Origin of the sequence: Janthinobacterium sp. JC611 (assembly GCF_018682595.1) — a bacterium.
GTDB lineage: Bacteria > Pseudomonadota > Gammaproteobacteria > Burkholderiales > Burkholderiaceae_D > Janthinobacterium.
This window is the reverse complement of the sequence record NZ_JAFLJN010000002.1, coordinates 86,891-108,787: the sequence shown is the minus strand read 5'-3', so window position 1 is coordinate 108,787 and position 21,897 is coordinate 86,891. Positions and strand designations below refer to the sequence as shown.

Sequence of the window (21,897 nt, the reverse complement as noted above, 5' to 3'; positions counted from 1 at the left end):
TGCACACGGGCAGGCTGGATCACCCATGGCGCCGCCGGGCGCCGCCACTTCGCGCATCGTCCGCTTTGCCGCGGAAGACTGGCCGCCGTTCATTTCCCGCAGCCTGCCTGCCGATGGCATGTCGGGCGCCATGGTCAGCGCCGTCTTCGAGCGTCTAGGCTATACGGTCAAGTATGAATATTTTCCCTGGAAGCGCGCTATGCAGTTTGGCCTGGCCAGTTCCCGCTATGCCGGGCTACTGGCCGTCTGGCGCACGCCCGAGCGGGAAAAACTCTGCCACTTTTCTGTTCCGGTTGGTAATACGCAAGGCGTGCTGGCCTACCTGAAGGAGGATGGCGTGCCCGGCGCCAGCCTGGCCGAGCTGGGCAAGCTGCGCATCGGCACCGTGGCCGGTTATTCGAACGGGGAGCAGTTCGATGGCATGGTGGCGCGCGGCGAACTGAAGACGGAAGAGGGCTTGAACGACGCCACGAATTTGAAAAAGCTGTTGATCAAGCGTTACCGCGTGATCGTCATCGAGCGCCATGTCTTGCAGCACTTGCTGATGGGACGCAACTTCAGCAAGGCCGAGCGGGAACGCATCGCCATCATCGACACCATCTTCAAGGAACGTCCCGTGCATGTGTGCTTCCAGCGCGATGCCGAAGGTGCCGCGCAGCAAAAGCGCTTCAATGAGGCGGCACGCGATATCGATACGGCCCGGCTGGAACGCGACTACTGGAAGCGGCTCGACCAGAGCCTGGCCACGGCCCCATCCTCGCCCTGACGTGCCGCGCCGCTGTTGCACGTTGCCAAAACGAAATATCTAAATACGAAACCATTCGTTCTTGTTTGTTTGTCCATCCTTTAGTCTGCAGCCACTGTGTTGACGACTTTGAAAGGATGTTTTCGTATGCTGGAACTGATTCACAAGCACTACCGCGCACCACGCCTGCGGCAACTGGCGCACGCCGTCTCGGTGGCCGTGTTCGCGCTGGCGGCGCCTGGCGCAAGCCATGCGCAAGCGGCGCCGGATAGCGCCGGCGCGCTGGCCGCCGCACCGCTCGACGCCGTCATCGTCACGGGCGCGCGCGGCACGGGCCGCACGGTGGCCAACAGCGCCGCGCCGATCGACGTGATCAGCGCGCAGCAATTGCTGGCGACCGGTAAATTGAACTTGCTCGATGCGCTGGACACGGCCTTGCCGTCGTTTAATTTGCCGGCCCGCGTGCAGCCTGACCTGGGCAGCATCGTGCGCGCCGGGCAGCTGCGTAACCTCGATCCCTCGCATACCCTGGTGCTGGTCAATGGCAAGCGCCGGCATACGACGGCCATCGTCAACGAAGATGGCTTTCCCGGTTCCGTCGCCACCGACCTGGCCCTGATCCCCACGGGCGCCATTGCCCGTGTAGAAATCCTGCGCGATGGCGCCTCGGCCATCTACGGTTCGGACGCCATCGCCGGGGTCATCAACATCATCCTGAAAGCCGATGACAAGGGCAGCTTCAGCACGCAGCTCGGTTCCACCTACGATGGCGACGGCACCAACGGTTCCGTGCGTATCGATGGCGGCACGCGACTGGGCGAGCACGGCTTTGCCCACGTCGGCGCCGAAGTCCAGCGCCAGGGCATCGCCGTGCGCAATTTCGGCTTGAATCCCAGCTACCTGTCGTATCCGGCCGTGCGCAACAGCGATGGCCAGCTGGTCAAATTGGGACCGAACAACAGCTTGCCGGCCGGCGCTTCGCCGAACCCGGCCGAAGCGAAGCGCAACAGCAATCCGTGGCGCAATACGGGCGTGCCGCAAAGCACGACCGCCTCGCTCAGCGCCAACCTTGGCTATGACGTATCGAACGAGGTGCAGCTGTACGGCTTCGGCACGTATGCGCACCGCGATGCCCGCTCGGCGCAGAATTTCCGCCTGCCCAATACCATTTTCAATAACAACAAAGGCTTGCTGTCCGTGTATCCGGACGGATTCACGCCGTATGAAACGACGAGTGAAAACGATTTTTCCCTGACGGGCGGCGCCAAGGGCGAGACGGCGGGCTGGTCCTGGGACTTGAGCACGACGTATGGCCGCGACGATATCGACGTGGGCGTGGAGCACTCGGCCAACTACTCGCTCACTTATCCAGGCGGCAAGACCGATTTTGACATCGGCAATCAGCGCTACAGCCGCTCGACCACCAACGCCGACGTGCGCCGCCCTGTGCCGCTGGGGCTGAGCGAGCCGGCCGACCTGAGCCTGGGCCTCGAGTATTCGCATGAAACACAGCAGCGCAGGGCAGGCGAGCCCGCTTCCTGGCAGGGCAGCGGTTCGTCGGCGCTGGCCGGCTACCTGCCCGTCGATGCGTCCGACACGGCGCGCCACAGCTATGCGGCGTATATCGGCCTGGGCGCCAAACTGACGCCGCAATGGCTGCTCGACACGGCACTGCGTGCCGAGAAATACTCCGATTTCGGCAGCAAGACGACGGGACGGCTGTCCGCCCGTTATGACGTCACGCCCACGGTCGCCTTGCGCGGCACCGTCAGCAACGGTTTCCATGCGCCGAGCCTGGTGACGCAATCGTATTCGAACACGTCCGACCATGCGGGCGTGCCCTACACCCTGGCGCAGCCGAATTCGGCCGCCGCGCGGGCGCTGGGTGCGCAAGCGTTACAACCGGAGAAATCGACGAATCTGTCGGCCGGGCTGACCCTCCATCCCACGCCTACCCTGCGCCTGGCCGTTGACGCGTATCAAATCAAGGTCAGCGACCGCCTGGGCGTGTCGTCGAACATCGGCATCGACCGCAGCTCGGGCGTGGCGCTCGACGGCAGCGGCCGGCCGCTGACGGCGGCGCAAGCGAGCGTCATCGAGAACCTGCTGCGCTCGGCGGGCCTGACGGTGGGCAATGGCCTCGTCGCCCATTATTTTGCCAACGTGGGCGACACGCGCACGCGCGGCATCGACCTGACGGCCGAGGATGTCGTGCGCGTGGCCGATGGCAAGCTGCGCTGGACGGCGGCCGCCAACATCAACCACACGAGCCTGGTGGGCAAGGCGGCCTTGCCGGCCGTGCTGCAAGGCTTGCCGAACATCGGCACCCTGAGCAAGTCGGCCGAGTACGACTTGCTGTACCGGGCGCCGCGCGACAAGGAAATCCTCACGCTGGCGTATGAAAAGGCGGGATGGACGGTGAACGTGCGCGAGACGCGCTACGGCAAGCTCAAGCGCCTGAACGCCATCACGGGCGGCGACTACCAGTTGAAAGCCGCCTTCGTGACAGATGTCAGCGTCGGCTATGACATCAGCAAGCGCATCAACGTGACGGTGGGCGCCAACAATGTCTTCGACCAGAAACCCAGCCATGTGCCGCGCGAGGCGCGCAGCGCCGCCAATCTGGCGCAGTACACGGGCGCGTACGACAACTCGGGACCATTGGGCGTGCTGGGCGGCTATTACTACGCCCGCGCCACTGTGCACTTTTGATCTGCCTTCTGTATCTCCATACCTATCATCAAGAACAGGAAATCCTATATGTCTGACCAAAATCAACATGCGGCCATCGACCTGGAGTGGGCCAATCTCCTCTCGCCGCAGCGCCGCGCGGTGCTGCGCGGCGGGGGACTCGTGGCGGCACTGGCCGCCTCTGGCCTGGCGGGAACAGCCGTGGCGCAGGATGGCGCCGTCAAACCCGCGAAACCAGCACCCGGCAAGAGTCCGTGGGGCGAGCATACGGATACGGCGCCCACGCCGCGTCCCGTCAGCGTGCGGCCCGGCGAGGAAACCTTGCCGGGCAAGCCGCGCCCCTATACGGATATTGAAAGCTATCACGCGCATATCTATTTCGATGAAGACAGCTATCAGAAGGCGGCGCTGATACGCAAGTGGGCGGCCGAGCGTTTCCAGATCGAACTGGGCGACTGGAACCTGGAGCCGCGCGGTCCGCACGTGACGCCGTCGTTTTACTTTGGCTTCACGAATGATCTATTGCCCGTGATCGTGCCGTGGTTGCAGCTCAACAGCCTGGGCCTGACCATACTGATCCATCCGAACACGGAAGACCCGCGTGCCGATCACCTGTATTACGCGCTGTGGGTGAACCGCTCGCAGCCCGTGAATGGCTATGCGATGAAGAAACCGGGGCCGGGCGAGCCGAGGGTCGAGCAGATCTTTGTCAATACGCGCCCGACCGTGAAAATCGAGCGCGCATAAAAAAATGGCGCGCCAGGGGGCCTGGCGCGCCATTTTGGCCGAAACGAGGGTATCAGCCGTGTTTCTGGATGAATTCGCCGATTTTCGGGCAAATGATCTCGCGCCAGCGGCGGCCCGAGAAGATGCCGTAGTGGCCGCATTTCGGCGCCACGAAGTCTTGCTGCATCTCGGCTGGGATGCCGGAACACAAGTCATGCGCCGCCTGCGTCTGACCGGCGCCGGAAATGTCGTCCAGTTCGCCTTCCACCGTGAACAGGGCCACGTTCGTGATGTCTTGCGGACGCACCAGCTGGCCGCCCACTTTCCACGTGCCCATCGGCAGGCTGAATTCCTGGAAAACGGTTTTAATGGTTTCCAGGTAGTACTCGGCCGGCATGTCCAACACGGCGTTGTACTCGTTGTAGAACTGGCGGTGGCCTTCCGCCGGCTCGTCATCGCCCGTCACCAGGTGCATATAGAACTCGCGGTGGCTTTGCGCGTGGCGGCCCGGGTTCATGGCGATGAAGCCGGCATGCTGCAGGAAGCCCGGATACACCTTGCGGCCAAAGCCCGGGTAGTTCGGCGGCACCGCGTAGATCACGGTATTTTCAAACCACGAGAATTTCTTTTCCGTCGCCAGGTTGTTCACTTGCGTAGGCGAGCGGCGCGGGTCGATCGGACCGCCCATCATCGTCATGGTTTTCGGCATGTGCGGATCTTTGGCTGTCGCCATCAGCGAGATGGCGGCCAGCACGGGCACGGTCGGTTGACAGACGGAAATCACGTGCAAATCAGGCGCCAGCAGGCGGATGAATTCTTGCACATAATAAATGTAGTCATCGAGGTGGAACGGGCCTTCCGTCAGCGGTACCATGCGCGCGTCCGTCCAGTCGGTGATGTAGACATCGTGCTCGGCCAGCAAGCCGCGCACGGTATCGCGCAGCAGGGTCGAGTGGTGACCGGACAGGGGGGCAACCAGCAAAACTTTGGGCTGTTGCAAGCCAGTGGCTTCTTTCTTGAAGTGGATCAGGCGGCAAAACGGTTTTGTCACGACAACGTGTTCGCGGATGTCGACGCTCTCGCCTTTGACGAGAACGGATTTGATGTCGAATTGTGGTTTTTCGTAGTCTTTGCCAAGGCGGTACATCAGCTCGTAGCCGGCTGCGATGCGTTGCGAAAACGGGGTGTGGGCCAGTGGGGAAACCGGGTTGGTAAATAACTTGGAGGACATGTCTGCCCATTGCATCACCGGAGTGAGGAAAGAGCGTTGCAGTTCGTGCAGTTGGTAAAGCATATAGAGTCCTTGTTTAATTCCAAGCGCCAATATCGGCTCAAATATCATAATCCAATTTTACGATATTTGTTGAGGACAAAATGTGCTTTACCGCGCATAGATCCACAGTTTGCGTCCAGGTGTGGCAGTGCGCCACTGCGCGTGGATAGACCTGCAACGATGTTTTAAAAGCAAAAAAAAGCAGCGTTGCCGCTGCTCTTAGTCTGTTTTTTCGCCGCCATGCCCCTGCGGGTAGCGTCTTCCCGCAAGAATGGCCGCGGCTGCCGTGCGCTTAGCGCACCAGCATGCCGAGCTTGTCCTTGACATCCTTGTATTGCTCGGCTTCCGGCAAGGCAGCTTTCGTCTTGGTGATCGAAGGCCAGTTACGGGCCAGATCGACGTTGATCTTGATGAAGGCTTGCTGGTCGCCCGGCACGTCTTCTTCCGCGAAAATCGCGTTCACCGGGCACTCTGCCACGCAGACGGCGCAGTCAATACATTCGTCCGGATCGATCGCCAGGAAGTTCGGGCCTTCCCGGAAACAATCTACCGGGCAGACATCGACGCAGTCGGTATAGCGACAGGCGATGCAGGATTCGGTGACAACGTGGGTCATAACAGTCCTATCAATTTGGGGGGAGGTGCTGTAGCGCCTGCAGGAACCTCGGCGGCGCATACTAAAGCAAAGCATTGTATTTTAAGGCAATTCGCTATTTCTCACAAATCCCGCTTATATACAATACATATAAGCAAATTCATTTTCTGGCAGTGGCGTTGCCGCGCAGAGCGTGCCATTCAGCGACTATCCGGGACGTTGCCATGAAGAACGCGGCAAGAAAGCGACAGTCGCCCGAAGCGGCAGGGTGCGGGACGGGCGACGCAGGGGCTTGCCGTGTGGTGTTTTTGTTTTACCCAAATCAAGATCGGTAAAAATAAATGCCAGGGCAGTCAGGCGCTGGCGCGTATTTGCGTCACCAACTGTTGCCAACGTGCATTTTCAGCACTGCCATCCTCGGCAAACGTGATGGTGCGGCGCGCAGTGGGGGCCTCGACGGTGATCTGCCAATGGGGGATATCGGCGCCCACCTGTGCGCCCGTCGCCTGCGGGTGCGTGAAAAAGCCGCTGCTGGCCAGTGCCGCTTCCAGTCCCGGGCCGGCCGGGTGGGCTTGCGTATCGATGTCGTACTGTTCGCTCAGGCCGGCAAAGCCGCCGCTGCTGCGGGCTGAAATTTTCATGCTGCTCCTTCTTGAGGACGGTGGTGGGACATGATGCGGCATACCATCGCCTGCGGCTGACTGCTGGCGGGCCTGCGGCGCAGGGCGTTTAGCGGGGGGCGTAACTGCGGCACCATGCCGCCAGCGCTTCGCGCTCCGCTTCCAGCAATTGATCCGATTCGCTGTATTCCGCATGGTTCATGGTACCGCAGCAGGCGCGCCTGTCTTGCACCGCACCTTCGTCATCGACGATGCCTGGGGCAAAGGTCATTTGCCCGCTCTCCGACATGGCATTGTCCTTGAGTACTTCGCGCACGGTAAAGCTGTTGCGGATGAAATCGAGGTAGGCGCCGTTGCCGTCGGCCTGGGCGATCGTCAGCATGTGGCCAGCCACGTCGGCATACGTGGCCGCTTGGTCGGGAGACGCCACCAGGGCGCGCAAGACCAGGCTGCGCAGGTAGTCGCCGCAACGGTGCAGCACGGCCGCGTCATCTTCCAGCTGGGGCTGACGTTCGTGGGCAAAGATGTCGGCCAGGATGTCATAGATGGCGCCTGTAAACACTTGCGAGATGGCATGCACTTCCGTGCCAGCCTCCGATAGTTTGATGTCATTGTCGGCGTTGCGCAAACCGTTCGGCCGGCCCAGCGCCAGGCCGAACTGCTCCGCCAGATCGGCGAGAAACGTTTTGTCGTGCAGGTCGGACTTGGTTTGCGCGATCACCGCTTCGACCTGGTCCAGCTGCGACAGGGCCAGGAAGATGGCCGTCAGGTCGCCGAACGATTCGTGCAAGCCGCCCGTCTGCGGTGGATTATTGCTGAGCAGCCAATTCGGCTTCAGGCCGTCGAGGATGGCGTGCCCTGTTTCGTGCGAGACGATGTCGAGCGAACGGCAGGTGTAGACGCGGTCGGTGGCGCCGCTGGGGATGAAGTCGCCGAATTTGAGGGCCTTGTCGCTGCGGCTGTAATAGGCATTCATGACATTGGGCAAGCCGTGCGGGAACACGCGCAGCGGGGCCGTGTTGCTGGCGCTATTCCATTGCCAGGGCAGAGGCGGCGCCGTCTCATTGCTGGCCAGCGCGCGCTGGTACATGGTGAGCGTCATGCGCACGATGGCAAAGGTGTGCACGGCATCGAACTGGTCGGTGTTGGGCGAGACGATGAAGTCGCCAAAGGCGTTCGGGCTGACCTGGGCGATGCCAGGTTCGCCAAAGGTGATGCGCGCGTCGCGCGGGCCTTGCAGGATCAGGCCGGGCAGGAAGGTCTTGCGCGTACCCAGTTCGGTGACGGACGGGTCTTGCTTCCAGATCAGCACGCGCGAACCGACGGGCACGGCGGCCAGGTTGCGCACCGTTGCCTCGGTCAGGCGGGGCGGACCCGGCTGCAGGGTCAGTTGCGCATTCTTGCGGTGCTGGCGGTATGGCGCCGATGGGGTAGGGACATAGCCGACGGGCAAGGACACGCATTTGGTCAGCACGGCTTCGACCGGCACGATGACTTTCTGATCCATGATAGCTCTCCGAGACACGCGCAACTGGAACTGGAATAGTCGTCCTGCTTCGGTGCGTCCGGTTTGATCCGGCGCAAACGATGCACAGGAAGGACGGGCTTTTTTAGCCGTCCGGCGCCGGCTGCCGCCTTGCCCGCCGCATGGCGGCTGGTATGATGCTGGCCGGTTTGCCCCGTTTTTATAATAAAAGGATCGTTTGATGGCGGATATAAATATAGTTCAGCAACATAAGCTGACAGCAGCAAAGGCGCGCGAAGCGGCGCAGCAAGTGGCCGACAAGCTGGCCCAGGAATATGACCTGGCGTGCGCCTGGGATGGCGATGTGCTGCGCTTCGAGCGCAGCGGCGTCGATGGTTCGCTGACCCTGGAAAAAGAGCAGGCGCAACTGCAAATCAAGCTGGGCTTCATGCTCAGCGCCTTCGCTTCCACCATCGAAGGCAAGATTGCCGAGAAGATGCGCAAGGTGTTTGCCGAGCCAGTTTGATCCGCTTGTCTGGCGCCATGTTTGGTGCTAGAAAACGTGTTGTAGCGATGGGCGGAAAGACGATGAAAACACGTCGCTTTTCGCCTTTTTCACGTCTGACTGTGCGTTGGCGAACATTGCTAGCACATTTCTATTTGGAAAGCCATTGGACTTTGGTGGCTTTTTGCGTTATACTTGAGTCATATTTACAACAGCTACACCGCGTTTCACCTTCTGCTTCGCAGTACTCTCCGCTCGCTGAGTGGTGAATAATTCTTCGGGTTTTACACCCGCATCCAGTTAAAAGTAGCTTGGTCGATTTTTTTTCGGTCAAATACATTTGGTGCCATGTATTTGCATGGCGCTAGCGTTGTTAAAAGTCCTGAACCACAGCCTCTTTTAGCACGCACACGGCACCCCGGCACCGGCTTTGGCCATCCGCTGGTCACACGCGTGTCACCCCCTGTTTCCTGTCGCTCCCGTGCGCTTTTTGCGCCGTGGCGTAGCCGACGCAACAGGGTTTGCTGATTCCCGCCGCAAGCTGGCTAGCTTGCTGGGTTTCATTCCATTCGTCAAATCGAGGGAGAACCACATCGTGGCAAAACAAATCATTATCGACCATGTGTTCAAAGTGTTCGGCGACAAGCCAGAAGAAGCACTTGAACTCGTCCGTCAGGGCGCCAGCAAGCAGGACATCCTGGCCAAGACCGACTGCACCATCGGCGTTTTCGACGCCACCTTTACCATTGAAGCTGGCGAGATCTTCGTCATCATGGGCCTGTCCGGTTCGGGCAAGTCGACCCTGGTGCGCATGCTGAACCGCCTGATCGAACCGACCGCCGGCCGCATCCTGATCGACGGCAACGACGTCAATACCTTGCCGGACGCCCAGCTGCGCGCCCTGCGCCGCAAGGACATCAGCATGGTGTTCCAGTCGTTCGCGCTGCTGCCGCAAATTACCGTGCTCGACAACACTGCCTTCGGCATGGAGCTGGCCGGCATGCCCAAGGCCGAGCGCCATGCGCTGGCCCAGCAAGCTTTGGAGCAGGTAGGCCTGGATGGCTACGGCGCCAGCTATCCCGACGAATTGTCGGGCGGCATGCAGCAGCGCGTGGGCCTGGCCCGTGCGCTGGCCTGCGATCCCTCGATCTTGCTGATGGACGAAGCGTTCTCCGCGCTCGATCCGATTATCCGTACAGAAATGCAATCGGAACTGCTGCGCTTGCAGCAAATCAAGCGCCGCACCATCGTCTTCATTTCGCATGACCTCGACGAAGCCATGCGCATCGGCGACCGCGTTGCCATCATGAAAGACGGCCACGTGGTGCAAGTGGGCACGCCGGAAGAAATCCTGCGCAAACCTGCCAACGATTATGTGCGCAACTTCGTGCGCGGCGTCGATGCGGCCGCCGTCTTCAAGGCCAGCGATATCGCCCGCAAGAGCCAGATCGTCGTCTCCGAGTCGCCGAGCCGCGGCTCGCGCGCCGCGCTGTCGATGCTGGAAGAGCAGGATCGCGCTTTCGCGTATGTCGTCAATCCGCAGCGCAAGTTCCTCGGTGTCGTCTCGGCCGATTCGCTGCGCAGTGCGCTCGACGGCCATGTGGGACCCCTGGGCCTGGCGCATGCCTATCTGCCCGACGTGCAGACCATCAATGCAGATGAGCCAGTCGCCGGCCTGTTCGGCCAGGTGGCGCAACTGCCTTACGCCGTCCCCGTGGTAGCCAATGACGGCAGCTTCCGCGGCGCCATCAGCAAGACGACCTTGCTGAAGTTCCTCGACCGCGACACGCCAGCCATTGCCGAACAACAACAGAAAGGACAAGCATGAACCCAAGCACCGTTTCCACAGTAGAAGCTGTTGTTGAACAGTCCGCGCAGATCAATCCCTGGGCGCTGACGCCGCCCACCGACGCCAGCACCGCGTGGCTGGACGCCGCCGCGCCTGCCGTGCAGCCGGAACACGCGGCCGGCTTTCACCTGACGCAGATTTTCGACGGCTCGCTGCCGCTGGAAAGCTGGATCAACCAGGGCCTGGGCTGGGTCGTCGCGCATTTCCGTCCGTTTTTCCAGGCCGTGCGCGCGCCGATCGACAGCGTGCTGTCCGGCGTGGAAGGCGTGCTGCTGGCGGCGCCGTCGCTGACGGTGATCGCCATCATCGGCTTGCTGGCATGGCAATTGACCAGCCGCACCCTGGCCGTCGGCACCGTGCTGGCGCTGCTGGTGGTGGCTATGCTGGGCATCTGGCCGGAAGCCATGACGACCCTGTCGCTGGTGCTCACTTCCCTGGCGTTCTGCCTGGCCATCGGTTTGCCGTTGGGTATTTTCCTTGCCAGCAGCGACCGTGCGCAGAATATCCTGCGCCCCCTGCTCGACGCCATGCAGACGACGCCCGCCTTCGTCTATCTGGTGCCGGTGGTGATGCTGTTTGGTATCGGTAATGCGCCAGGCGTGATCGTGACGATCATCTTTGCCCTGCCGCCGCTGGTGCGCCTGACCAACCTCGGTATCCGCCAGGTGCGTCCGGACCTGATCGAAGCGGCCCGCGCGTATGGCGCCTCGCCGTGGCAGTTGCTGACCCGCGTGCAGTTTCCGCTGGCCATGCCGTCCATCATGGCCGGTATCAACCAGTCGCTGATGCTGTCGCTGTCGATGGTCGTGATCGCCTCGATGATCGCCGTCGGTGGCCTGGGCCAGATGGTATTGCGCGGTATCGGCCGCCTGGACATGGGCCTGGCCACCGTGGGCGGCCTGGGCATCGTGCTGCTGGCCATCACCCTGGACCGCTTGACGCAAGCGATGGGCCAGCCACGCCGTGGCGTGCGCCACTGGTACCAGACGGGTCCCGTCGGCTGCGTGCTGCGCCTGGTGCGCGGCAACACGGAGAAAAACAAGGTTGAACAGCAAGCTACGCTGGCCAACGCACAATAAGAAAGGATTTACATGCATCACATCGCACATTTTAAAGAGACGCAAAAATCGCAACGCAAGTTCCAGCTGTTTTCCGCCCTGGCGATCGCCGCCATGGCCCTGACCACCAGCCTGGCCATGGCGCAGACGCCGGCCGCCGATGCGCTGCCCGGCAAGGGCGTCAAGGTGCAAGCGCTGCAAAGCTCGATCGCGGAAGAAACCTTCCAGACCATGCTGGTCGACAAGGCCCTGGAGAAGCTGGGCTACGAAGTGCAGCCGATCAAGGAAGTGGAATATCCGACCGCGCATATCGCCATCGCCAACGGCGACGCCACCTTCATGGCCGTGCACTGGGACCCCATGCACAAGGATTTCTATAACAATGCAGGCGGCGACGCCAAGCTGTCGCGCACGGGCCAGTACGCCGGTCCTGCCGCACAAGGTTATCTGATCGATAAGGCGACTGCGGAAAAATACAACATCACGAATATCGACCAGTTGCGCGATCCCACCCTGGCCAAGCTGTTCGACCACGATGGCGACGGCAAGGCCGACTTGACGGGCTGCAACCCCGGCTGGGGCTGCGAAGCGCTGATCGAGCACCACATGGATGCGTACAAATTGCGCGAGACGGTGACGCACGTGCAGGGCAGCTATGCGGCCCTGATCGCCGATACCCTGGGCCGCTACAAGCGTGGCGAACCGATCCTGTACTACACGTGGACGCCATACTGGGTCAGCGGCGTGCTGGTGCCGGGCAAGGACGTGGTCTGGCTGAAAGTGCCGTTCTCGGCTAATCCGGACAAGGTGAATACCCGGCTCGACGATGGCAGCGATTACGGTTTTGCCGTCAACACGGCGCGCATCGTGTCGAATAAAGCCTGGGCGGAGAAGAACCCGGCCGCGGCCAAGCTGTTCGAAGTGATGCAATTGCCGGTGGCTGATATCAATGCACAGAACGAGCGCATGCGCCGCGGCGAAAACACGCAAGCCGATATCGCCCGCCATACGGCCGGCTGGATCAAGTACCACCAGAAAACGTTCGACGGCTGGATCGCGCAAGCGCTGGCGGCGGCGAAAAAGTAAGTTTGCGGCGGATAACGGCGTAAAAAAAAGTGGCTACCGATGTGGTAGCCACTTTGACGTTAACGGCCTGTTTTTGTGGTTTTTGGTGAGTTTTTCAGCCGATTTCGGCCTATTTCTGCGTAAAACAGGCGTTTTCGGCGTTTAATCCTTCAAGTCTTCGATCAGGTCGATGTATTGCTGCTGCGCCTCTTCCTTCGAGGTGCCGGCCAGGGCCGCCCAGGCGTCGAACTTGGCGCGGTTGACGAAATCGGTCATGCCAGGACGCTCGCCCGTGGCGTCGCCGCTCGACGCTTGCTTGAACAAGGCGTAGATTTTCAACAAGGTCATATTGTCCGGACGCTCGGACAGGGTCTTGGAATCGAGCTGCGCTTGTTCGAATTGCTCTTGTAAACTCATGATGGCTCCTGTGTGCTGATGGAATCGCTGGAAAAGTGCGGCAGGCCCGGCGGAGTGGCCACCGTGCGTGCTGCAGTGCCTGACATCATAGTGAAAAAAGCGCGCCGTGCATTAGAGGACACACTCAAAACAAAAACGCCGCCGCTGCGTGAACAGGGGCGGCGTCGCTACAGTCGCTGGAGCGCTGCGGAGTCGGTGCTTATACGCCCAGCAGTTCGACGTCGAAGATCAGGGTGGCGTTCGGTGGAATCACGCCGCCGGCGCCGCGTGCGCCATAGCCCAGTGCTGCCGGGATGATCAGCTGGCGCTTGCCGCCCACTTTCATGCCTTGCACGCCTTCGTCCCAGCCTTGAATGACGCGGCCGGCGCCCAGCGGGAATTCGAATGGATCGTTGCGGTCCTTGCTCGAGTCAAATTTCGAACCGGCGCTGCCGTCGTCGTTTTGCAGCCAGCCCGTGTAATGCACGACAACATTGTTGCCGGCTTGCGCTTCAGCGCCTTCGCCAACGACGGTATCGATGTATTGCAGGCCGGAAGCGGTAGTGGTGGTGGTCATGATTATCCTTGTGTAGGCGATGAAAGCTTCAGATTGTAGAGCAATGAGTTGCAAAGCGCCATTCCAGGCCCGGAGCAAGTAAAAACCGAAAATTACGGCGATGTGTGGCCGCCGGTCGCATTTAAGGGGGGATTTCACACAATAAATACAGTGTTCCACGTAAAATGCATGTTTTGTATTTAACAGTGATTTTTGCCATGTTCCGCAGTCTACGCCGCCTTGTTATTTCCTCGCTGTGCCTGGTTTCCGCAATATCGCCGGCGCAAGCCGAAGTGGTGGTGGTGCTCAATTCCCGTGATGCTACGGTGCAACTGCTGGACCAGAAAACCTATGCTCCCCTGTCCACCTTTGCCGTCGGCAAGGAACCGCACCATCTGATGGAAACGCCGGATGGCAAGTCGCTGATCGTCGCCAGCTCCGTCGGCAATGAATTGATCTTCCTCGACCCCGTGTCGGGCCAGATCCAGCGCCGCATCAGCAACATCCTCGACCCCTACCAGATCGGCTTTTCGCCGGACCAGAAGTGGTTCATTTCGAACTCGCTGCGCCTGGACCGCATCGACCTGTACCGCTACGACGGCAAGAACCTGACCCTGGCCAAGCGCATCCCGCTGCCGAAACTGCCCAGCCACATGGCGTTCACGGCCGACAGCACCATGGCCTTCATTACGCAGCAGGGCAGCAACCAGGTCAGCGCCATCGACCTGGCCACGCAAACGGTGAAATGGACCATGCCCGTCGGCCCGGCGCCGGCCGGCATCACGATGACGCCCGATGGCAAGCATTTGCTGGTGGGCATCATGGGCAGCGATTACGTGGAAGTGATCGACTGGCGCACGCAAAAGACCGTCAAGCGCATCAAGGCGGGCGCCGGCACGCATAATTTCCGCGCGCTGGGGGATAAGCGCATGACGTTCGTCTCGAACCGCGTCTCGAACACGATCAACATCATCGACCAGCAAACCCTGGAAAACGTGGGCACCATCAACGTGCCGGGCGGCCCGGACTGCATGGAAATCACGCCCGATGGCAAGACCATGTGGGTGACCCTGCGCTGGATCAAGAAGGTGGCCGTGATCGACCTGACTACGCGCAAGGTCATCAAGACCATACCGGTGGGCCGCTCGCCCCACGGCGTGTATTTCGCCACCCACTCGCCGCGCATGTGATGAGGACGCGTTTGATTTTGACGGGCGGCGTGCCTGCCATGCTGCTGTGCGCCAGCGCCATGCTGTCGCCCGCGCAGGCCGCCGCACCTGTTGCCCCAGCCGCCTCTGCGCCTCCGGCCGCCTGCAAGGGCACGATCTACATGACGTTCGACACGGGTAGCCAGTCGCAGGCGCAACTGATCGCCGACGTGCTGAACAAGCGCCATGTGAAGGCGACGTTTTTCCTGGCCAACGAGAAGACGACGCGCGGCGACTATTCGCTCGATGCCGCGTGGGCGCCGTACTGGAAAGCCCGCGTGGCCGAAGGCCATGCGTTCGGCACGCATACGTTCGACCACGTGTACTGGAAGAAGGATCTGGCCAACGGCTTGATCCAGGTCAAGCCCCAGTTCGGCAAGGATGGCGGCAAGCTGGCCTCCATCACCGATCAACAGTTCTGCGAGGAACTGCGCCGCGTCGATACGCGCTTCCAGGAACTGACCGGCCACAAGCTCGACCCGTTCTGGCGCGCGCCGGGCGGCTACACGTCGCCGCGCACCCTGGCCGCCGGCAGCGCCTGCGGCTACCAGCATGCGGGCTGGGCGCCGGCGGGCTACTCGGGCGATGAGCTGCCCAGCGACAAGTATCCGAACGCCATGCTGCTGAAAAAGGCGCTGGCGAACCTGCGCAGCGGCGATATTTTCATTGCCCACATGGGCATCTGGTCGCGCAAGGAGCCGTGGGCACCGGCCAACCTGGACGCCTTGATTTCTGGCTTGCAAGACAAAGGTTTCTGCTTTGCCACCCTGCGCGCGCATCCCGCCTACGCGCCGAAGGGCCAGCCATGATCGCCGCCGACATCCTCAGCCACGTCACGCCCGTCATCGACGCCGTGGTGGACGCCTTTGGCGCGGCGCAAGGCTGGCTGTTCCAGACCATCGTCAATCCCCTCGTGTATCACCTGGGCTTTGGCGAATTCACGGAAGAAGCGTTCGAGGGCACGGAGTGGCTGCTGATCGGCCTGTGCGAGCTGGTGCTGCTGTTTCTCGTGCTGCGCCCGCTCGAAGCCTGGATTCCCGCGCAAAAGATGACGGACCCGCGCGCCCGTTGGAACGATTTTATCTACACGGTGCTGCACCGCGTCGGCCTGTTTTCCGTCGTGGTCTTCTTTACGCTCGATCCGCTGATGGATGCCTTGGCGGGCGCCTTGCGTTTCGACAATATCCATCCCTTGAATCTGGAATCGCTGTTGCCCGGCATCAGCCCCTTGCTCAGTTTTATCATTTATTTTGTGATACTGGATTTCGTCGACTATGGCTACCATCGGGCCTCGCACCATTTCGGCTGGTGGTGGGGCTTGCACAGCCTGCATCACAGCCAGCAAAACATGAACTTGTGGAGCGATGACCGCAACCACTTGCTCGATGACTTCCTGCGCGACGTGGTGATGGCCCTGGTGGCGCTCGGCATCGGCGTGCCGCCGGGCCAGTACGTGCTGCTGGTGTCGATTTCGCGCATCCTGCAAAGCTTGCAGCACGCGAATGTGAGGATACACTTCGGCCGCATCGGCGAACGGCTGTTGATCTCGCCCCGTTTCCATCGCACGCACCACGCGATCGGCGTGGGGCACGAGTCGAAAGGCAAGGGCAGCATGGGCGGTTGCAACTTCGGCGTGGTCCTGCCGATTTGGGATATGCTGCTGGGCACCGCGAATTTCTCGGCGGGCTATGCGCGCACGGGCGTGCGCGACCAGCTGGCCCGCATCGACAGCGATGGCGTGGGCCGGCCGGGGCGCAACTATGGCCGCGGCTTCTGGCAACAGCAATGGCTGGGCCTGCGCCGCATGGTGGAATTTGCAAGAGTTAAACGAAAAGGACGCCGTTGATGCGTAAAGTGTTGAATTCGTATGGCCGTGCTTTCCTGTCGCAATTGCATGGCAGGATACTGCTGCTGAGCATCGCGCCCTTCATCCTGTCGCTGGTGCTATGGGGGGGCTTGCTGTATGTGGGCCTGCAGCCGCTGATCGACAGCCTGCATGCGCTGTTCACGCAGTACGACTTCTTCCGCACCAGCGGCCAGATGCTGGCCACCTTCGGCCTGGGCGCGCTGAAGGCGGTGATCGTGCCGCTGATCGCCATGTTCATGCTGCTGCCGCTGATGATACTGACGGCGCTCATTTTCATGGGCCTGTTCGCCATGCCGGCCATCGGCCGCCATGTGGGCGGGCGGCACTTTCCGCAGCTGGAAAAGAAGCATGGCGGCAGCCTGCTCGGCAGCGTCGGCACGTCGCTGGCCACGTTCTTGCTGTTCATCGTCGCCTGGGTCATCCTGCTGCCCCTGTACGCGTTTCCGCCGGCCGCGCTGGTGGGGCAAGCCGTGCTGTGGGGCTGGCTGACCTACCGCGTGATGGCGTACGACGCCATGGCCGACTACGCCAGCGTGGAAGAGCGCCACGCCATCATGCGCACGCAGCGCTGGCCCTTGCTGGCCATCGGTATGGTGTCCGGCGCGGCCGGCGCCGTGCCGGGCCTGCTGTGGATGGGCGGCGTGATGGCGGTGGTGTTCTTCCCCTTCCTGGCGGCGTTCGCCATCTGGCTGTATGTGCTGATCTTTATCTTTACGGGCTTGTGGTTCCAGTATTACTGCCTGGAAGCCCTGGCGCGCCTGCGCGGCCAGCGCGGCATGACGGATGTGGCGCCGGCGGACGCCTGACCATTTTTATCGAATTCTACGAGGAAGTTCCATGGCTATCGGATTGATCATCATCGGCGACGAAATCCTGTCGGGCAAGCGCACGGACCAGCATTTCCCGAAAGTGGTGCACATGCTCAAGCAGCGCGGCTTGCAGCTGAGCTGGGCGGAATACGTGGGCGACGAACCGGCCCGCCTGGTCGCCTTGCTCAAGCGCAGCTTTGCCAGCGGCGACATCGTCTTCAGCTTTGGCGGCATCGGCGCCACGCCGGACGACCATACGCGCCAGGCGGCCGCCGATGCGCTGGGCTTGCCGCTGGTGCTGCATCCGCAGGGCAAGGCGAATATCCAGCAACGCATCACGGAAATGGGCGAGGAGGCGGGCGTGCCGGCGGACCTGAACTCGCCGGAAAACCTGCACCGCTTGAAAATGGCGGAATTTGTCGAAGGCGCCGAGCTGATTCCGAATCCGTATAACAAGATTGCCGGCTTTGCCGTGCGCGAACATTATTTCGTGCCCGGTTTTCCCGTCATGTCCTGGCCCATGATCGAATGGGTGCTGGACACGCATTATCCCCATTTGTTCAACCAGGTGCCGCATGCGGAACACGCCTTGCTCGTGTATGAAACGGCCGAATCCCTGTTGACGCCGCTGATGGTGCGCCTGGAAGCGGAGTTTCCGCTGATTAAGGTATTCAGCCTGCCCAGCGTGGGCGACGCGCAGACGCGCCGGCATATCGAACTGGGCGTCAAGGGCGAGCCGGCGCAAGCGGCAGCCGCCTTCGCGCAGATGTGCGCCGCACTCGATACCTTGCAGGCGGAATACACCACCATCTGACGTGCAACCGGTGCGGCGCCGGCGGCTTTTCCGCTGGCGTGCCGCCCGCCTTGCATCTTAGAGCCTATCCCAGTAGGGAGCGTCTTCTGCTGGCAGCGCATCAGGAGCGCGGACAAGGCGTGAGGAGGACGCGTGGCGAGCCACGCAACGACGATCAACGCAGTCCCCGCTTCTGAGGGGCGCCAGCAGGGGATGTATTCATCTACTGGGATAGGCTCTTAGTACGCCAGCGTACGTTCCAGGACGTTGTTTTTTTGCGAAAATCTTCAATGAAGCAAGATTTTTGTGCGCGCTCGTCAGTCGTTCTCATGCCGATGTGGTGGAATGGTGAACAGGAGCCTGGCGTGTCAAACGCGAGGTTGCCTGCCTGTGCAGCAGCGTGTTTTTTTGATTCACCGGTATGGACATCATGTTAAGCAAGCTTTGTTGTGACCGGCCCTGGCCGGCCCTCGTCTTATCCCGCGCGGAGCGGTATCGCTGCCGCATTTCCCGCGCCGTCCAAACCCAACCTTACCCCAGCATCCCATGAAAGACACAGGCGTCAATCTGGCCGCGCAAGAGCGGCCCCCCTCTGATCCACTCTCCGACGCGGGCGCCGAGGCGCCGCCGCCGGCGAGCCCGCCGAAGAAGCGTCGTTCGCGCGTCTGGCCGATCTTTGCCATCATCGTGCTGGCGCTGATCGCCGGCGTGGCGTGGTTCGTCATGCGCGAAGTGCGCACCTCGGCCCTGCAGGCGGAATTTTTCACGCGCCTGGACCGCCAGCTGACTTTCAAGGTCGAGCCCGGCCCTGCACCGGCGGGCGCCATCCGCTATCCGCAGCACGGGCCCTATGACGAGCGGCTCGGCTATGCCAGCCTGCCGGATTTTATTAGCAAGCTGAATGCGCGCGACTATGAAGTGACGGCGCAGGCGCGCATGTCGCCGAAAATGGTGCAACTGGTCGACCGCGGCATCTTTGCCACGTATCACGAAAAAAACCGCGCCGGACTGAGCATCCTCGATTGCCGCGCCGCGCCCCTGTTCGCGGCCAGCTATCCCGAGCGCATGTTCGACGGCTTCGCCGAAGCGCCGCCGGCGCTCGTGCAAAGCCTGCTGTTCATCGAAAACCGCGAATTGCTCGACCCGGGCACGCCCATGCGCAACCCGGCCGTGGAATGGGACCGGCTGAGCAAGGCGATCCTGGACAAGGCGCTGAACCTGTTCGGCGGCCACCGCGGCGGCGGCGGCAGCACCCTGGCCACGCAAATTGAAAAATACCGCCATTCGGAAGATGGCCGCACCAGTTCCATGCAGGACAAGCTGCTGCAAATGCTGTCGGCCAGCCTGCGCGCGTACCAGGATGGCGAAAACACCATGGAAGCGCGGCGCAAGATCGTCGTCAATTACCTCAATACCGTGCCGCTGTCGGCCAAGAGCGGCTTTGGCGAGGTCAACGGCATCGGCGACGGCATGTGGGTCTGGTATGGCCGTCCGTTCGCCGACGTGAAGACTTTGCTCAAGGGTAATATGGACCAGCCGGGCAGCGCCCTGGCCTACAAGCAGGCGCTGAGCCTCTTGATCGCGCAGCGCCGTCCCTCGCACTACCTGGTGGCCGGCGGCGCCGACCTGGAAGTGCTGACCAACAGCCATCTGCGCCTGCTGGCGCAGGCGGGCGTGATCTCGCCGCAGCTGCGCGATGCGGCCATCGCCGAGAAGCTGCGCCCATCGACGGCCTCGGGCGTGCAGTCGGAAGCGTCGACCTCGTTCGTCACGCGCAAGGCCTCGAACGCCGTGCGCAACCACCTGGCCAGCATGCTGGGCGATCCGCGCTTGTACAACCTCGACCGCCTGGACTTGAAAGTGGTCAGCACGCTCGACGCGCAGGCGCAAAACGCCGTCACCAAGGTCTTGCGCGAGCTGCGCGACCCGGAAGTGGCGAAAGCGGCCGGCCTGACGGGCAAGGGCATGCTGGGCAATGGCGACCCCGCCAACGTGGTCTACAGCTTTACCTTGCTGCAAAAGGGCGACCAGGCCAACTTGCTGCGCGTGCAGACGGACAATTTCGACCAGCCGCTCGACATCAACGAGGGCGCCAAGCTGGACCTCGGTTCCACTGCCAAGCTGCGCACCCTGGTCACCTACCTGGACATCATCGACCAGCTGCACCAGCGCTACGGCGGCATGGGCGCCGCCGAACTGGGTAAAATCGCCGTCGACCCGAAGGACATGCTGTCGCAGTGGGCGATTGCCTACTTGAAACCTTTGCCGCTCGGCGAGGCGAGGAATCTGCCCGCCATGCTGGCGGCCGCCATGGAACGCAAATACTCGGGCAACCCGGGCGAAGGCTTCTTCACGGGCGGCGGCTTGCACCATTTCGGCAACTTCTCCAAGCTTGACGACAGCCGCATCATGACGGTGCAGCAGGCGCTGCGCCAGTCGACCAACCTGGTGTTCGTGCGCCTGATGCGCGACGTGGCCCGCTACTACATGTTCTCGCGTCCCGATTCCTCGGCTTCGCTGCTGGCCGATGCGGACGATCCCCGCCGCGCGCAATATCTGAGCCGTTTTGCCGACAAGGAAGGGCGCGAGTTCCTGCACCGCTTCTATCAGAAGTATCGTGGCAAGAGCGTCGACGAGCAGGAAAAGATTTTATTGGCCAGCATCCGCCCGACCCCCGTGCGTCTGGCGAATATCTTCCGCACCGTCAATCCGAAGGGCACGGTGGCCGAATTCGGCGACTTCCTCAACGCCAACTTGCCGTCGCAAAACGAAGTGCCGCCCGAGCGCGTGGCCAAGCTGTACCAGCAGTACGCGATGGAAAACTGGTCGCTGGCCGACCGCGGTTATCTTGCCAACGTGCATCCGCTGGAATTGTGGATGGTGGCTTATCTGCGCCAGCACGAAGGTTCCACCCTGTCGCAGATGGTGGCGGCCAGCGAGAAAGAACGCCAGGAAGTGTATAAATGGCTGTTCAATACGCACCGCAAGCATGCGCAGGACCGCCGCATCGCCAACTTGCTGGAAGTGGAAGGTTTCCTGGAAATCCACCGTCAGTGGAAGAAGATGGGCTATCCGTTCGACTCGCTCGTGCCGTCCTACGCGACGACTCTGGGCGCCTCGGCCGACCGTCCCGCCGCGCTGGCCGAGTTGATGGGCATCATCATCAACGATGGCGTGCGCAAGCCGAGCGTGCGCATCGATTCCATGCATTTCGCCGCCAACACGCCGTACGACACCATGGTCAAGCGGGGCAGCAAGGTGGAGGCGGAGCAAGTGTTGTCGCCGGACGTGGCCAAGGCCGTCGCCAAGGCCATCCGCGAAGTGGTGTCGGACGGTACGGCGAAACGGGCGAAGACGGCGTTCGTCGGCGCCGACGGCGTGCCGATCCCGATGGGCGGCAAGACGGGTACGGGCGACCAGCGCTTCGACGTGTATGGCGCCGGCGGCCGCCTGATCGAGTCGCGCTATGTGAACCGTTCGGCCACGTTCGTCTTCAATATCGGCGAGCGCTTCTATGGCAGCATGACGGCGTATGTGCGCGGACCGGAATCGAAGAACTACGATTTCACCAGCGCCTTGCCGGTGCAATTGCTGGTCTCGCTGGCGCCGAGCCTGATGCCGCTGATCGAGCCGCCCGCGCCGGCGGACGGCGTGGCGCAGCAGTGCACGCATTAGC

The 21,897-nt window shown here is 61.8% G+C and carries 19 protein-coding genes; 13 read left to right on the top strand and 6 right to left on the bottom strand.

The annotated features are described in order from the left end of the window. Positions 1 to 25 precede the first annotated feature (25 nt). The 3 genes from J0O65_RS02520 (at position 26) to J0O65_RS02510 (ending at position 4,183) form a co-directional block, all read left to right on the top strand. Complete coding sequence (locus J0O65_RS02520) at positions 26 to 766, top strand: substrate-binding periplasmic protein (RefSeq protein ID WP_215403815.1); 741 nt, start codon at positions 26 to 28, stop codon at positions 764 to 766. A 126-nt stretch (positions 767 to 892) separates the two neighbouring features. Then, positions 893 to 3,457: a TonB-dependent receptor plug domain-containing protein gene (locus J0O65_RS02515; RefSeq protein ID WP_215403813.1), complete on the top strand. Its 2,565-nt coding sequence runs from the start codon at positions 893 to 895 to the stop codon at positions 3,455 to 3,457. A gap of 48 nt (positions 3,458 to 3,505) precedes the next feature. Then, entirely contained in the window at positions 3,506 to 4,183 is a 678-nt protein-coding gene (locus J0O65_RS02510; RefSeq protein ID WP_215403811.1) for a DOPA 4,5-dioxygenase family protein, read from the top strand. 52 nt (positions 4,184 to 4,235) lie between these two features. Here J0O65_RS02510 and J0O65_RS02505 read toward each other — a convergent pair whose 3' ends face one another. From J0O65_RS02505 to J0O65_RS02490, 4 genes are all read right to left on the bottom strand, one after another. After that, positions 4,236 to 5,456, bottom strand: a complete 1,221-nt coding sequence (locus tag J0O65_RS02505) for a polyhydroxyalkanoate depolymerase (RefSeq protein WP_215403808.1) — start codon at positions 5,454 to 5,456, stop codon at positions 4,236 to 4,238. Between the two features lie 271 nt (positions 5,457 to 5,727). Further along, positions 5,728 to 6,051: a ferredoxin FdxA gene (gene fdxA, locus J0O65_RS02500; RefSeq protein ID WP_215403806.1), complete on the bottom strand. Its 324-nt coding sequence runs from the start codon at positions 6,049 to 6,051 to the stop codon at positions 5,728 to 5,730. 332 nt (positions 6,052 to 6,383) lie between these two features. Further along, positions 6,384 to 6,671 (bottom strand): protealysin inhibitor emfourin, encoded by a 288-nt coding sequence (locus J0O65_RS02495; protein ID WP_215403804.1) that lies wholly within the window; start codon positions 6,669 to 6,671, stop codon positions 6,384 to 6,386. Between the two features lie 88 nt (positions 6,672 to 6,759). After that, positions 6,760 to 8,157, bottom strand: a complete 1,398-nt coding sequence (locus J0O65_RS02490) for a gluzincin family metallopeptidase (RefSeq protein ID WP_215403802.1) — start codon at positions 8,155 to 8,157, stop codon at positions 6,760 to 6,762. A 199-nt stretch (positions 8,158 to 8,356) separates the two neighbouring features. Here J0O65_RS02490 and J0O65_RS02485 point away from each other — a divergent pair, with 199 nt between their 5' ends. The 4 genes from J0O65_RS02485 (at position 8,357) to proX (ending at position 12,613) form a co-directional block, all read left to right on the top strand. Next, positions 8,357 to 8,641 carry a polyhydroxyalkanoic acid system family protein gene (locus tag J0O65_RS02485; protein WP_077400202.1) on the top strand — a complete coding sequence of 95 codons (285 nt, stop codon included), beginning with the start codon at positions 8,357 to 8,359 and terminating at the stop codon, positions 8,639 to 8,641. A 574-nt stretch (positions 8,642 to 9,215) separates the two neighbouring features. Next, entirely contained in the window at positions 9,216 to 10,448 is a 1,233-nt protein-coding gene (proV, locus tag J0O65_RS02480) for a glycine betaine/L-proline ABC transporter ATP-binding protein ProV (RefSeq protein ID WP_215403800.1), read from the top strand. Beyond that, the gene (gene proW, locus J0O65_RS02475; protein WP_215403798.1) at positions 10,445 to 11,548 is read left to right on the top strand and encodes a glycine betaine/L-proline ABC transporter permease ProW; all 1,104 of its coding nucleotides are present in this window, start codon (positions 10,445 to 10,447) and stop codon (positions 11,546 to 11,548) included. The genes proV and proW overlap by 4 nt, the downstream gene beginning before the upstream one ends. 12 nt (positions 11,549 to 11,560) lie before the next feature. After that, complete coding sequence (gene proX / locus J0O65_RS02470) at positions 11,561 to 12,613, top strand: glycine betaine/L-proline ABC transporter substrate-binding protein ProX (RefSeq protein ID WP_215403796.1); 1,053 nt, start codon at positions 11,561 to 11,563, stop codon at positions 12,611 to 12,613. 141 nt (positions 12,614 to 12,754) lie between these two features. Here proX and J0O65_RS02465 read toward each other — a convergent pair whose 3' ends face one another. After that, positions 12,755 to 13,009, bottom strand: coding sequence for an acyl-CoA-binding protein (locus J0O65_RS02465; protein WP_034782468.1), 255 nt, complete (start codon positions 13,007 to 13,009; stop codon positions 12,755 to 12,757). 199 nt (positions 13,010 to 13,208) lie between these two features. Then, positions 13,209 to 13,565 carry an FKBP-type peptidyl-prolyl cis-trans isomerase gene (locus J0O65_RS02460; protein WP_034760263.1) on the bottom strand — a complete coding sequence of 119 codons (357 nt, stop codon included), beginning with the start codon at positions 13,563 to 13,565 and terminating at the stop codon, positions 13,209 to 13,211. A gap of 197 nt (positions 13,566 to 13,762) precedes the next feature. Between J0O65_RS02460 and J0O65_RS02455 the strand changes: the two genes are divergently transcribed. From J0O65_RS02455 to J0O65_RS02430, 6 genes are all read left to right on the top strand, one after another. After that, positions 13,763 to 14,734: a YVTN family beta-propeller repeat protein gene (locus tag J0O65_RS02455; protein ID WP_215403794.1), complete on the top strand. Its 972-nt coding sequence runs from the start codon at positions 13,763 to 13,765 to the stop codon at positions 14,732 to 14,734. Beyond that, positions 14,734 to 15,561 (top strand): polysaccharide deacetylase family protein, encoded by an 828-nt coding sequence (locus J0O65_RS02450; protein ID WP_502793531.1) that lies wholly within the window; start codon positions 14,734 to 14,736, stop codon positions 15,559 to 15,561. The genes J0O65_RS02455 and J0O65_RS02450 overlap by 1 nt, the downstream gene beginning before the upstream one ends. Then, entirely contained in the window at positions 15,558 to 16,598 is a 1,041-nt protein-coding gene (locus tag J0O65_RS02445) for a sterol desaturase family protein (protein WP_215403792.1), read from the top strand. Before J0O65_RS02450 ends, J0O65_RS02445 begins: the two co-directional genes overlap by 4 nt. Continuing rightward, complete coding sequence (locus J0O65_RS02440; RefSeq protein WP_215403790.1) at positions 16,598 to 17,425, top strand: EI24 domain-containing protein; 828 nt, start codon at positions 16,598 to 16,600, stop codon at positions 17,423 to 17,425. The genes J0O65_RS02445 and J0O65_RS02440 overlap by 1 nt, the downstream gene beginning before the upstream one ends. Positions 17,426 to 17,456: 31 nt before the next feature. After that, positions 17,457 to 18,242, top strand: coding sequence for a competence/damage-inducible protein A (locus tag J0O65_RS02435; protein ID WP_215403788.1), 786 nt, complete (start codon positions 17,457 to 17,459; stop codon positions 18,240 to 18,242). A 525-nt stretch (positions 18,243 to 18,767) separates the two neighbouring features. Continuing rightward, positions 18,768 to 21,896 carry a transglycosylase domain-containing protein gene (locus J0O65_RS02430; protein WP_215403786.1) on the top strand — a complete coding sequence of 1,043 codons (3,129 nt, stop codon included), beginning with the start codon at positions 18,768 to 18,770 and terminating at the stop codon, positions 21,894 to 21,896. The last annotated feature ends 1 nt before the right edge of the window (position 21,897 follow it).